We start from the raw sequence: 13594 nt of genomic DNA, 5'->3' as shown, positions 1-13594 counted from the left end.
CGGGCACCGCGCCCGGTGACCCGCACACTGGGGTCTGCCCCTTGGGCAAGGTCAAGCGGCCGGGTCCGCCGGGCGCTGCCGGGCGGCCCGGGAGTCAGTCCGACGGACCCGGCGGGGTGCCGTCCAGGATCCGCCGCATGGCCGCGATCAGTTCCTTCGCGTCCGGCGTGAGGCCGGGGTTGATGGCCATCTGGACCACCATGCCGCCCACCAGCGTCATATAGAAGGAGCCCAGGGTCCGGGAGGTCTCCTCGTCCACCTCGCGCTCGTCGATGCCGTGGAAGAGGGCCACCAGCCCCTGCCGCCCTTCCGGCTGGGCCTTGGCGAACGCCTCCCGCAGCTCGGGGTCGCTCTCGACCTGCATGACGGCCTCCAACTGGGCCCGCCACACCGCCTGGTGCTTGGTGAACAGTTCCAGGGCCCGGGTCCAGCCGGTCTCGAACCGGCCGACCAGATCGCTGCCGGTCGCGGCGTCGTCCGCGAGGGACCGCTGGACGTCATCGGCCCAGTCGCCCATGGCCGCGAAGAGCGCCTCCCGCATCAGGGCGTCCTTGGAGCCGTAGTGATAGCCGATGGAGGCCAGGTTGGCGCCGGAGGCGGCCACGATGTCCCGCGCGGTCGTCCGCGACCAGCCCTTCTCCAGCAGGCAACGCTTCGCCCCGGCCAGCAGATCCTCTCGATGTCCCATGGCTCCAGCCTATCCCCGGCGCCATACGCCCGTCCAAGACGGACGTCTTACACATCTGTACTAGACAAGCGTTTTATACGCCCGTACATTTCTCGGCATGACAACCACCTCCACCGCTCCCCTCGCCGGGCGCAAGGGATGGACCGCCTTCGTGGTCCTGTTGCTTCCGCTCCTCCTGGTCTCCATGGATGTGTCGGTGCTGTACTTCGCGGTCCCGGAGATCAGCCGGGAGTTGCACCCGAGTGCGGCACAACAGCTGTGGATCTTCGACATCTACGCATTCGCGCTCGCCGGGCTGCTGATCACCATGGGGGCGCTGGGAGACCGGATCGGGCGCCGGAAGCTGCTGCTGTTCGGCGCCGTGGCGTTCGGTATCGCCTCCGTCGCCGCGGCGTACGCGCGGAACGCGGAGATGCTCATCGCCGCGCGGGCCGGGCTCGGCATCGGCGGCGCGACCCTGATGCCCTCCACGATGGCGCTGGTCCGCAATATCTTCCAGGACGCGATCCAGCGCGGTCGGGCCATCGCCATCTGGTCGTCGGCCATGGCGGGCGGGATCGCCCTCGGTTCGGTGATGAGCGGGGTGATGCTCGATCACTTCTGGTGGGGCTCGGTCTTCCTGGTCAATGTCCCGGCGATGGTCCTGCTGCTGGTGCTGGTGCCGGTCCTGGTGCCGGAGTTCAAGGATCCGGCGCCCGGCCGGTTCGATCTCCTGAGCGTGCCGTTGTCGATGGGCGCCGTCCTCCCGGTGATCTACGGGCTGAAGAAGGTGTCGGCCGACAACGCCATCACCCTGGTCCCGGCGCTGTCGATCGTGGCCGGGCTGGTGATCGGGGCGGTCTTCGTCCGCCGTCAACTCACCCGACGGGACGCGATGATCAGTCCCGCGCTGTTCCGCGACCGCGGCTTCGGACCGGCGGTCGCGATCAACACCCTGGCCACCTTCGCGATGATGGGCTCGGCCTACTTCACCACCCAGTACCTCCAGTCGGTCCTGGGAAAGGGCCCGTTGGAGGCCGCGCTGTGGAGTCTGGCCCCCTCCTTCTCCGTCGCGCTCGCGGGGCCGACCGCGAGCGTGCTCGTCCAGCGCGGCGCCGACCGCGCCTCGGTGATCAGCGGTGGCTTCGTCCTCGGGGCGGTGGGCTACGGGGTGCTGGCGTTCGCCGGTACGGACGCGCTGTGGACCGTGCTCATCGGCGCCGCCCTGCTGGCCAGCGGCATCGTCATGGTGATGGCGCTGGTCACCGATATGGCGATCGGCGCCGTACCGCCGAAGCGGGCCGGTTCGGCCGCCGCCCTGCTGGAGACCGGCCAGGAGTTCGGCGGAGCGATGGGGATGGCGGTGCTCGGCAGCGTCGGCACCGCGGTCTACCGGGCCGACGTCAAGGACACGATGCCGGACGGGCTGCCGCCCGCGGCGGTGGAGGCGGTACGCGAAACCCTGGGCGTGGCCGACGCGGTGGCCGAGCGGCTGTCCGGAGGGACCGGGGAACTGGTGCTGCACTCGGCGCGGGAGGCGTTCACCCACGGGATGCGGATCGCGAGCGTCACCGGCGCCGGGGTGCTGATCGCGGGGGCCGTGCTGGCCGCCGTGACCCTGCGCCCTCCGCGGATCGCGAAGACCTCCGCACCGGCCGTGGCCGACGCCCCTGCCGACGCCGAGTCCGGCACCGAGACCGGGGCCGATGACGCGGTGGCCGTCTGACGCCGCGCACGGGGGCCAAGAGGCGCGAGGGCCCTCCGTTCCGCGGGAGAGCGCGGAACGGAGGGCCCGGTGAGTGGGCGTCAGCCCAGGTGCACCGCCTTCGGCAGGCCCTCCCGCGCGCCCGGCTCCCGGGAGGGACGCGGCGTGTTCATCAGGAGGGTCACCACGACGGCCGCGCCGGCGAGGATCGCGGACGACCAGACGAACGCCTCCGAGAACCCCTCGACCAGACCGGTCTTCAGATGCGCCTGCATGTTCTGCCGGGTGATCTCGTGCAGATGCTCGGCCTTGTAGTCGTCGGTCGCGCTGGTGGCGATGGTGTTGAGCAGTGCGGTGCCGATCGAACCACCGATCTGCTGGGCGGTGTTGACGGTGGCGGAGGCGACACCGGCGTCCCGCTCGTCCACCCCGTGCGTCGCGTAGTTCATCGCCGGGGCCATCACCAGGCCCATGCCGAAGCCGACCAGGATCTCCGCGGGCAGCACACCGGCCGCGTAGGAGCTGTCGACGTCCAGCGGGACCAGCAGCGCCACCCCGGTGGCCGCGATCAGCAGACCGGGGCCGACCAGCAGCCGTGGCGCCACCTTGGGGATGAGACGCGACGCCAGGCCGCCCGCGGAGACCAGAACCGACGCGGTCATCGGCAGGAAGGCCAGACCGGTGGTGAGCGCCGAGTACCCCTTGACGACCTGCATGTAGTAGGTGAGGAAGAGGAACATGGCGAACATGCCGACCACCGACAGACCGACGGCCAGGTAGGCGCTGCCCCGGGTGCGGTCCGCCAGGACCCGCATCGGCAGCAGCGGGTTCCGGACCCGCCGCTCCACCAGGATGAAGGCGAGGAGCAGCACCACGCCCGCGGTGAGCAGACCGGTCACCATCGCCGAGTCCCAGCCCTCGGACTCGGCCTCGCTGCATCCGTAGACCAGGGCCACCAGACCCGTCACGGCGAAGAACACCCCGGGGATGTCGAAACGGGCCCTGCCCTCGGCGCGGGTGTCGGCGGGCAGCACCCACCAGCTGACGACCGCGATGGCGGCGATCGGCACGTTCACATACAGGCACCAGCGCCAGTCCAGGTACTCGGTCAGCGCGCCGCCGACGACAAGGCCGATCGCGCCGCCGCCCGCGGCGATGGCACCGAAGATGCCGAACGCCTTGGCCCGCTCCTTCGATTCGGTGAAGTTCACCGCGAGCAGGGAGAGCGCCGAGGGGGCGAGCATCGCGGCGAACGCGCCCTGGAGCGCACGGGCCAGCAGCAGCGTCTCGAAACCGGAGGCCGCGCCGCCCAGCGCGGAGGCGCTGGCGAAGCCGATCAGACCGATCAGGAAGGTGCGCCGACGGCCGGTGTAGTCGGCGATCCGGCCACCCAGCAGCAGCAGGCTGCCGAACGCCAGGGTGTAGGCCGTGATCACCCACTGGCGGTCGCCGTCGGTGATCCCGAGGTCCTTCTGTGCCGACGGCAGGGCGATGTTCACGATGGTGATATCGAGGACGATCATCAGCTGGGCGAGGCCGATGAACAGCAGTGCCAGCCAGCGCCGAGGGTTGGCCTCGGGCTGTATACCGGTGGGCTGGGACATGAGGGATTGCCTTTCTGATCTTTCCGCTCGTGCGGAAGGCCGAGCGGAGAGAGAGCGGAGGGAGAGAGGGGCTCAGTCGTCGACGCGGGCGTCGTCGAGCACGCGCTCCCGGAGCCGTTTGAACGCCGGGGCGTCCACCGCCGGACCGCTGAGCATGGTGGTGGGACGCGGCGAGCCGCTGGGGCGCAGCCCGTCGACGTACACATCGAGATGGCGGTGGGCGAGGGCCTCGTCATCCGCGAACTGCCCGCCGCCGGGCAGCGGCCGGGACAGCCGCATGATCATCATCGTGAGGTCACCGAAGACGACATCGGGACGGATATGGCCGGCCGCCTGGGCGCGGACCAGCATCTCGTCGACCGGGTCCACGGCGTCGCCGCGCACCTCGTCCAGGATCTCGCCGAGGTTGAACCGGCCCAGCAGCGAGGGCATCACCGAGCCGATCTTGAGCTCGAGCGCCCGGTGCATAAAGCGGCGCAGCGCCTCGACCGGGTCACCCTCGTCGGCGACGGCCTCCCGCGCGGCCTCGGTGAGAGCGGTGAGGACCTCGGTGACCACTCCGCGGAACAGGTCGGCGCGCTGTGGGAAGCGCCGGTAGAGCGTGGCGATGCCGACTCCGGCGCGCCGGGCGATCTCGTCGAGTGGGGCGTCCGGTCCCTCGTCGACGAAGACGTCGCGGGCGGCGCGCAGGATCTGCTCGCGGTTGCGCCGGGCGTCGGCGCGCATCCGGGGCGCGGCGTCGGCGGGGAGGTCAGCGGACACGTGCGTACTCCTGCGGGGCGTGCTGAGGGAAAGCCATCGGGGCTATGTGGAGAGTTTTTCTCCACATAGCCGTCAGCGTAGCGAGCCCGTGCGCAATATTCAACATGCGATGAAAAAAATCAGTGAGCCTCCGCGCGCAGGGGATCCGCGCAGGGGATCCGCGCAGCAAAAAGGGCCCGGTCCCCGCCGAAGCGGAAACCGGGCCCCAGGGGTCCGTGGTGCGGACTAGCCGTCCAGATTGACCGAGCGGGCCGAGGTGGCCCCGATCTCACCGGCGATCTCGCTGAGGACGGTCGGCGGAATGGTGTCGTCGACGGTCAGCGCCACCAGGGCGGCCCCACCGACCGCGGCCCGCGAGACCTGCATGCCCGCGATATTGATCCCGGCCTCGCCCAGAATGCGGCCGAGCGTGCCGACCACACCCGGGCGGTCGGTGTAGCGCAGGAAGGCCATATGGTCGGCGAGGGCCAGATCGACGTCGTACTCACCCACGGCGACGATCTTCTGGAGGTGCTTGGGACCGGCCAGGGTGCCGGAGATCGAGACCTCCTCGCCACCGGCGAGGGTGCCGCGCACGGTCACCACATTGCGGTGCTCCGACGACTCCGAGCTGGTGGTCAGCCGCACCTCGACACCGCGCTCCTGCGCGAACAGCGGGGCGTTCACATACGACACGGTCTCGTCGACGATGTCCTCGAACACACCCTTGAGGGCGGAGAGCTCCAGCACCTTGACGTCGTGCTGGGTGATCTCGCCGTACACCTCGACATCGAGCCGCACCGCGACCTCGCCCGCGAGCGCGGTGAAGATCCGGCCCAGCTTCTCGGCCAGCGGCAGCCCGGGGCGGACATCCTCGGCGATCACACCGCCCTGGACGTTCACCGCGTCCGGGACCAGCTCGCCCGCGAGCGCCAGCCGCACCGAGCGGGCGACCGCGATACCCGCCTTCTCCTGGGCCTCACCGGTGGAGGCGCCCAGGTGGGGGGTGACCACGACATTGTCGAACTCGAACAGCGGGGAGTCGGTGCACGGCTCCTGGGAGAACACATCCAGACCGGCCCCGGCGATCCGGCCCTCCTTGAGGGCGGCGGCCAGCGCGGTCTCGTCCACGATCCCGCCGCGCGCGGCGTTGACGATCCGGAGCTCGGGCTTGGCCTTGCGCAGCGCCTCGTCGCCGATCAGACCGAGGGTCTCCGGGGTCTTGGGCAGGTGGACGCTGATGAAGTCGGAGACCTCGAGCAGCTCGTCCAGCGAGAGCAGCTTCACACCCATCTGGGCGGCGCGCGCGGGCTGCACATAGGGGTCGAACGCGACGATCTTCATCCCGAACGCGGACATCCGCTGGGCCACCAGGACGCCGATCCGGCCGAGCCCGACCACACCGAGGGTCTTCTCGCTGAGCTCCACACCGGTGTACTTGCTGCGCTTCCACTCGCCGTTCTTCAGCGCGGCGTTGGCCTGCGGGATGTTACGGGCGGTGGCGACCAGGAGACCGCACGCCAGCTCGGCGGCGGTGACGATGTTGGACGTCGGGGCGTTGACGACCATGACGCCCGCCTTGGTGGCGGCCGACACATCCACATTGTCCAGACCGACGCCCGCGCGAGCGACCACCTTCAGCTTCTTCGCCGCCGCGATGGCCTCGGCGTCGACCTTCGTCGCGCTGCGGACGAGGATCGCGTCCACATCGGCGAGAGCGGGGAGCAGCTCGGCGCGGTCCGCGCCGTTGCAGCTGCGGATCTCGAAGTCCGGGCCCAGGGCGTCGACGGTGGCCGGCGACAGCTCTTCGGCGATGAGTACGACGGGTTTACCGGTGGAAGCAGTGCTCACGTGGTCTTCAGTCCTCACTAGTCCTCAGCGGACGGCCGTCCCGACGGCCGCTGGCGGTGAAGGGGAGCCGCGTGGAAGACGCACGACGCTGTGAGCCTGACGCGCTTGTTGCAGTTGAGTGTAGTGGCGGTCGGGCAGGTGTCTTACGCCAATGCGGCAGGATCACCCGCACGTGGTGGTGCGGGGTGGACAACGCGCGGACCGGTGCGGCGGGGGTTCCTGGGAACCCCCGCCGTCCGGGGCACGGCCATCCGCGCCACCAGGCGCTTACGCCTCGTCGTCGACCCAGCTCATGAGCTTGCGCAGCTCCTTGCCGGTGGTCTCCAGGAGGTGGTCCTCGTCCGCCTTCTTCAGCTCGTTGTACTTCGGCAGACCGGCGTTGTACTCGGCCATCCAGTTGCGGGCGAAGGTGCCGTCCTGGATCTCGCCGAGGACCTTCTTCATCTCGGCCTTGGTGGAGTCGTTGATGATCCGCGGGCCGGTGACGTAGTCGCCCCACTCGGCGGTCTCGGAGATCGACCAGCGCATCTTCTCCAGGCCGCCCTCGTACATCAGGTCCACGATCAGCTTCAGCTCGTGGAGGCACTCGAAGTACGCGATCTCGGGCTGGTAACCGGCCTCGACCAGGGTCTCGAACCCGGCCTTGACCAGCGCCGCGGTACCGCCGCAGAGGACCGCCTGCTCGCCGAAGAGGTCGGTCTCGGTCTCCTCGGTGAAGGTGGTCTTGATCACGCCGGCGCGGGTGCCGCCGATGCCCTTGGCGTACGACAGGGCCAGCGCGAAGGCGTTCCCGGTGGCGTCCTGCTCGACGGCCGCGATACACGGCACGCCGCGGCCCTCCTCGTACTGGCGGCGGACGAGGTGGCCCGGGCCCTTCGGGGCGACCATGCAGACGTCCACGTTGGCCGGGGGCTTGATGAAGTCGAAACGGATGTTGAGTCCGTGGCCGAAGAACAGCGCGTCGCCGTCCTTCAGGTTGTCCTTCACGGACTCCTCGTAGACCTTGGCCTGGATCGGGTCCGGGACCAGGATCATGATCACGTCCGCCTCGGCGGAAGCCTCGGCCGGGGTGACCACGCGCAGGCCCTGCTCCTCGGCCTTGGCCTTGGACTTCGAGCCCTCGTGCAGACCGACCCGCACATCGACGCCCGAGTCGCGCAGCGACAGCGCGTGGGCGTGGCCCTGGCTGCCGTAGCCGAGGATGGCGACCTTGCGGCCCTGGATGATCGACAGGTCGGCGTCGTTGTCGTAGAACAGCTCGGCCACTTCGGGTTTCTCCTAGCGTTTGGGTTGTGCGTCCCACCGTATGACGGGCGGGCGGGGGATGGTCCGGGGGTCTCGCGATGCGGTCGGGGCCGCGCCGGGGTGCCGCGTGTGGCGGGGTGCCGCCGCGGCCCCACCGGTCAGGCGGAACGGTCGAGCGCGCGCAGGCTCCGGTCGGTGATGGAGCGGGCGCCGCGCCCTATGGCGATGGTGCCGGACTGCACCAGCTCCTTGATGCCGTACGGCTCCAGCATCCGGAGCATGGCCTCCAGCTTGTCGCTGCCGCCGGTGGCCTCGATGGTCACGGCCTCCGGGGAGACGTCCACGGTCTTGGCGCGGAAGAGCTGGACGATCTCCACGACCTGGGATCGGGTCTCGTTGTCGGCGCGGACCTTCACCAGGACGAGTTCCCGCTGGATCGCCGCGCTGTCCTCCAACTCGACGATCTTCAACACATTGACCAGCTTGTTGAGCTGCTTGGTGACCTGCTCCAGGGGCAGCTCCTCGACATTGACCACGATGGTGATGCGGGAGATGTCGGGGTGCTCGGTGACACCCACCGCGAGCGAGTCGATGTTGAAGCCGCGGCGGGAGAACAGGGCGGCGATCCGGGCCAGGATGCCGGGGGTGTTCTCCACCAGGACGGAGAGCGTGTGCTTGGACATGGGCTCGGTCTCTCTTCTTCTCTCGTCTCGGTCCTGGTCTCAGTCGTCTTCGCCGTCGCCGAAGTCCGGGCGGGTGTCGCGCGCCGCCAGGATCTCGTCGTTGGAGGTGCCGGCCGCGACCATCGGCCAGACCATGGCGTCCTCATGGACGATGAAGTCCACGACCACCGGGCGGTCGTTGATCGCGTTGGCCTTCTCGATGACGGCGTCGAGGTCGGCCGGGTCCTCACAGCGCAGCCCCACACAGCCCATGGCCTCGGCGAGCTTGACGAAGTCCGGGACCCGGGTGCCCAGATTCTCCTGGGCGGGGGCGCCGGGGCCGGAGTGCAGCACGGTGTTGGAGTAGCGCTGGTTGTAGAAGAGGGTCTGCCACTGGCGGACCATGCCCAGCGCGCCGTTGTTGATGATCGCGACCTTGATCGGGATGTTGTTCAGCGCGCAGGTGACCAGCTCCTGGTTGGTCATCTGGAAGCAGCCGTCCCCGTCGATCGCCCAGACCGTACGGCCCTCGACACCGGCCTTGGCTCCCATGGCGGCCGGGACGGCGTACCCCATGGTCCCGGCGCCGCCCGAGTTCAGCCAGGTGGCGGGGTTCTCGTAGTCGATGAAGTGGGCGGCCCACATCTGGTGCTGGCCGACGCCGGCGGCGAAGACCGTGTCCTGCGGCGCCAGCTGGCCGATCCGCTGGATGACCTGCTGCGGGGAGAGGCTGCCGTCGTCGGGCTGGTCGTAACCGAGCGGATAGGTCTCCCGCCAGCGGTTCAGATCCTCCCACCAGCCGCTGTAGTCGCCGGTGTGACCCGCCTCGTGCTCGGCCTGGACGGAGACCACCAGATCGGCGATGACCTCGCGGGCGTCACCGACGATCGGGACGTCGGCGGCGCGGTTCTTGCCGATCTCGGCCGGGTCGATATCCGCGTGGACGATCTTGGCGTACGGGGCGAAGGAGTCCAGCTTGCCGGTGACGCGGTCGTCGAAGCGGGCGCCGAGCGCCACGATCAGATCGGCCTTCTGGAGGGCGGTCACCGCGGCGACGGTGCCGTGCATCCCCGGCATGCCCAGGTGGAGCCGGTGGCTGTCGGGGAAGGCGCCCAGCGCCATCAGGGTGGTGGTGACCGGCGCCCCGGTCAGCTCGGCCAGGACCTTCAGCTCGGCCGTGGCCCGGGCCTTGAGCACACCGCCGCCGACGTACAGCACCGGGCGCTCGGCCTGGCTGATCAGCCGGGCGGCCTCGCGGATCTGCTTGGCGTGCGGCTTGGTGACCGGGCGGTAGCCGGGCAGATCGGTCTGCGGCGGCCAGGAGAAGGTGGTCCGGGCCTGGAGGGCGTCCTTGGCGATATCGACCAGGACCGGCCCGGGGCGGCCGGTGGCGGCGATGTGGAACGCCTCGGCGATCGTCCGGGGGATGTCCTCGGCCCGCGTGACCAGGAAGTTGTGCTTGGTGATCGGCATCGTGATGCCGCAGATGTCCGCCTCCTGGAAGGCGTCCGTACCGATGGCCTTGGACGCGACCTGACCGGTGATCGCGACGATCGGCACCGAGTCCATATGGGCGTCGGCGATCGGGGTGACCAGGTTGGTGGCGCCCGGACCCGAGGTCGCCATGCAGACGCCGACCTTGCCGGTGGCCTGGGCGTAACCGGTGGCCGCGTGGCCCGCTCCCTGCTCGTGCCGGACGAGCACATGCCGGACCTTCGAGGAGTCCATCATCGGGTCGTACGCCGGGAGGATCGCACCGCCGGGAATGCCGAACACGGTGTCGGCCCCGACCTCCTCGAGCGAGCGGATGAGGGACTGCGCGCCCGTGACGTTCTCGACTGCTGCGGACTGCGATCCGCCGTTACGGGCCCGCGGCTGGGGATGATGGGCCCCGGTGGCCTGCTCGGTCATCGGCATTCTCTTCTCGAATGAGGGTTTTGTGCGGGGAGGGAGAGGGCGCTGCATCAGGTGCCTGTGCAACAAAAAACCCCTCGTGCCAGGAGGCAAGCGAGGGGAGCGCGCCGGTGAGGGTCCGCAGGGTCCGAAGGAAGCCCTGCTCAGCCGACGCGCTGTCCAAGTACGAGAATTCGGGTGCGCATGGCTCCGACCCTCCACCCGGCGCATATCGGGTGTCAAGTGGGTGGGACGGGCGTCTCAGTATTTGAGCGGGTCGGCGGGTGGGTGTGGGACTCCGTCCGGCGCGGTGCGTGCAGACCGCCATGGCCGCCGTGGCGCACCGCCAGCGCGCCTCCGACCAGCAGCGGAGCGTCCGAGCGTGGCACCGGATAGGCGCCGCGGGTCAGCGCCCGGCGCAGCCGGTGCTCATCGAGCGGACCGCTGAAGGCCATCCCCTGGGCGTGGGTGCATCCCATTCCCCGGAGGGTGACGAGCTGCTCCGGAAGGTCCACCCCCTCGGCGATGGACTGCATCCCGAGGTCGCCCGCGATCCTCAGCAGCCCTGAGGTGATCTTATGCAGCCGGGAGGACTCCACGACGCCCTCCACCAGCCCGGGGTCCAGTTTGAGCACATCGACGGGGAGTCTTCGCAGCGATCTGATCGCGGCATAGCCGCTGCCGAAGCCGTCCAGGGCGATCCGCACTCCGAGGCGGCGCAGTGCGCCGAGCCGGTGCTCCAGCTCCTCCAGCGGCATCCGCGGATCGCTGTCGGTGAGCTCCAGGATCAGCGATCCGGAGGGCAGACCATGCCGGGCCAGCAGCGTTTCCACGCTCTTGGGCGGCATGGACTTGTCCACCAGGCGCCCGGCGGGCAGCCGGACACAGACGGGGACCGAGTGGCCCTCCCGGCGGCGCTGGGCGGCCTGCTCGACGGCGGCCTCCAGCAGCCAGCGGGCGAGCTCGGCGGCGCGGGCGGCCTCGTCACCGCCGCGGCCGTTGTCGGCGACCCGGAGGAACTCGGCCGGGGTGAACAGGATGCCCTGTGCCGAACGCCAGCGGGCCTGGGCCGCGACGGCGGTGATCCGGCCGCTCGCCAGCTCCACCACGGGCTGGTGCAGCAGGACGAACTCGCCGTCGTGCAGGGCCGCGCGCAGCCGGGTGGCGACCTCGGCGCGGCGGGCCACCTCGGCCTGCATCTGCGGTGCGTAGAGCTCGACGCGGTTCTTGCCGCCGGCCTTGGCGCGGTACATCGCCAGATCGGCGTTGCGCATCAGGGCGCCGGGGCTGATCCCGGGCTCGGCGAACGCGACACCGATACTGGCGGCGACTCTGACCTCGGTGCCGCCCTCGACCTTGTAGGGCTGGGAGAGCCGGGCGCGCAGCCGGTCGGCGATCTCCAGGATCCGGCACTCGCGGTCCCCGGTGTCCCCGTCGCCGTCGCCGACGATCAGGGCGGCGAACTCGTCGCCCCCGAGGCGGGCCGCGCAGTCGCCGGAGCCGGAGCGCACCGACTCCTGGAGTCTGCGGGCGGCCTGGATCAGCAGTTCGTCGCCCGCCTGGTGGCCGACGGAGTCGTTGACGGCCTTGAAGCCGTCGAGGTCGATGAAGAGCACGGCGGTGCCCGCGTCGGTGCGGCGGCGCCCGGCGACGGCGTGCCGGACCCGCCTGGTGAACAGGGCCCGGTTGGGCAGGTCGGTGAGCGGGTCGTGCTCGGCGTTGTGCTGCAACTGGGCCTGGAGCCGCACCCGTTCGGTGACATCACGGCTGTTGAAGATCAGGCCGCCGTGGTGGCGGTTGATCGTGGACTCCACATTGAGCCAGTCGCCGGAGCCGGAGCGGAAGCGGCATTCGATCCGGGTGGTGGGCTCCTCCCCCGGTGAGGCGGCCAGGAAGCGGCGCACCTCGTGGACGACCGAGCCGAGGTCCTCGGGGTGGATCAGCGAGGCCAGTTCGGAGCCGACCAGCTCGTCCGCGTCACGGCCGTAGACACCGGAGGCGGCGGGGCTGACGTAGCGCAGGATGCCGGTGGGCGCGGCGATCATGATCACATCGCTGGAGCTCTGTACCAGGGAGCGGAAGTGGTTCTCCTTCTGGGCGAGTTCCTGGGTGAGGGTGATGTTGTCCATGAGCATGATGGCCTGCCGTATGACCAGGGCGAGCACGACCGCGCAGGCGGTGAAGAGCACCACCCCGTCGATCGGGCGCCCGTCCATCACGTTGAACAGGATGCCCAGGGTGCAGACGGCCGCGGCCAGATACGGCGCGAGCGCGCCGAGCGAGCCCGCGATGGGCCGGCTGTGCGGGGCGGGGCGGCGCACCGGGGGCGGGGCCTCGGCGGCTACCCGCCGGGCGACCCACGGGGCGTACGCCAGCAGCAGCGAACCGGCGAACCATCCGGCGTCCAGTATCTGCCCGGAGCGGTAGTGCTCGCGCAGCATCGGGGAGGTGAAGAGCGCGTCGCACAGCACGGTCAGAGCGAAGGCGGCGATGGCCGTGTTGATCGCGGAGCGATTGCCGGACGAGCGCCGGAAGTGCAGCACGATGACCATGCTGACCAGCACGATGTCCAGCAGCGGATAGGCCAGCGAAAGCGCCCTGCGGGCCACCGACTCGCCGTCCCCGCCGGTCTGTCCGGTGTGCGCGAGCGCCAGACTCCAGGAGAGCGTGACCAGGGATCCGGCGATCAGCCAGGCGTCGAGCCCCAGGCAGATCCAACCGGCCCGGGTGACCGGGCGCTTGGCGAGCACCAGCATGCCGACGATGGCGGGCGGCGCGAAGAGCAGGAAGCAGAAGTCGGCGGCGGAGGGCGTGGGCACCGGGCGGCTGAGCACCACCTCGTACCAGCCCCATACGCCGTTCCCCAGGGCCGCCATGGCGGACGAGGCGGCGAACAGCAGCCAGGCGGGGCGCATGCGGCCGGCGTGTCTGCGGCCGTACCACAGACAGGAGGCCGCGGCCGCGAGCGCCGCGATGCTCAGTCCGAAGTCCCCCATGAAGACGGCCAGTTCGGGTGATCCCCAGCCGAGCACGGCGCCCGCCGCATAGCCGCCGCAGACCACGGCGAGGACAACCTGGGGCAGCAGCCCCGCGCTGCCGCCGGAGACCGACGGGCGGGCGAGCACCGCTCCGGTGGCGGTCACCGGACGCCCGTCCTCTGCGCGAGGGACCGCCACTCCGGGAGCCGTATCCCGGTGAGCCTCGTCGAGTTCGAGAGCCGCGCGGC

Annotated in this window: 9 protein-coding genes; 1 reads left to right on the top strand and 8 read right to left on the bottom strand. The window is 70.3% G+C overall.

The window, feature by feature from the left end:
* Positions 1 to 94: 94 nt before the first annotated feature.
* The gene (locus tag AB0C66_RS05010; RefSeq protein ID WP_362432896.1) at positions 95 to 688 is read right to left on the bottom strand and encodes a TetR/AcrR family transcriptional regulator; all 594 of its coding nucleotides are present in this window, start codon (positions 686 to 688) and stop codon (positions 95 to 97) included.
* Positions 689 to 785: 97 nt separating this feature from the next.
* Between AB0C66_RS05010 and AB0C66_RS05005 the strand changes: the two genes are divergently transcribed.
* Positions 786 to 2393 (top strand): MFS transporter, encoded by a 1608-nt coding sequence (locus AB0C66_RS05005; RefSeq protein ID WP_362432894.1) that lies wholly within the window; start codon positions 786 to 788, stop codon positions 2391 to 2393.
* 80 nt (positions 2394 to 2473) lie between these two features.
* Here AB0C66_RS05005 and AB0C66_RS05000 read toward each other — a convergent pair whose 3' ends face one another.
* The 7 genes from AB0C66_RS05000 to AB0C66_RS04970 form a co-directional block, all read right to left on the bottom strand.
* Positions 2474 to 3976: an MFS transporter gene (locus AB0C66_RS05000; protein ID WP_362432891.1), complete on the bottom strand. Its 1503-nt coding sequence runs from the start codon at positions 3974 to 3976 to the stop codon at positions 2474 to 2476.
* A 72-nt stretch (positions 3977 to 4048) separates the two neighbouring features.
* On the bottom strand, positions 4049 to 4738 hold the full coding sequence (locus tag AB0C66_RS04995; protein WP_362432889.1) for a helix-turn-helix domain-containing protein: 690 nt from the start codon (positions 4736 to 4738) through the stop codon (positions 4049 to 4051).
* Positions 4739 to 4963: 225 nt separating this feature from the next.
* On the bottom strand, positions 4964 to 6568 hold the full coding sequence (serA, locus tag AB0C66_RS04990) for a phosphoglycerate dehydrogenase (RefSeq protein ID WP_362432886.1): 1605 nt from the start codon (positions 6566 to 6568) through the stop codon (positions 4964 to 4966).
* A 267-nt stretch (positions 6569 to 6835) separates the two neighbouring features.
* Positions 6836 to 7834, bottom strand: a complete 999-nt coding sequence (gene ilvC, locus AB0C66_RS04985; protein ID WP_362432884.1) for a ketol-acid reductoisomerase — start codon at positions 7832 to 7834, stop codon at positions 6836 to 6838.
* 137 nt (positions 7835 to 7971) lie between these two features.
* Positions 7972 to 8496 (bottom strand): acetolactate synthase small subunit, encoded by a 525-nt coding sequence (gene ilvN, locus AB0C66_RS04980; RefSeq protein ID WP_362432881.1) that lies wholly within the window; start codon positions 8494 to 8496, stop codon positions 7972 to 7974.
* A gap of 39 nt (positions 8497 to 8535) precedes the next feature.
* On the bottom strand, positions 8536 to 10392 hold the full coding sequence (locus tag AB0C66_RS04975; RefSeq protein WP_362432879.1) for an acetolactate synthase large subunit: 1857 nt from the start codon (positions 10390 to 10392) through the stop codon (positions 8536 to 8538).
* 215 nt (positions 10393 to 10607) lie between these two features.
* Positions 10608 to 13511, bottom strand: coding sequence for an EAL domain-containing protein (locus AB0C66_RS04970; protein ID WP_362432877.1), 2904 nt, complete (start codon positions 13509 to 13511; stop codon positions 10608 to 10610).
* Positions 13512 to 13594 lie beyond the last annotated feature (83 nt).

Source organism: Streptomyces sp. NPDC048636, from assembly GCF_040650655.1.
GTDB lineage: Bacteria > Actinomycetota > Actinomycetes > Streptomycetales > Streptomycetaceae > Streptomyces.
Note: the sequence above shows the minus strand (reverse complement) of the source record. Positions and strands in the feature narration are given on the sequence as shown.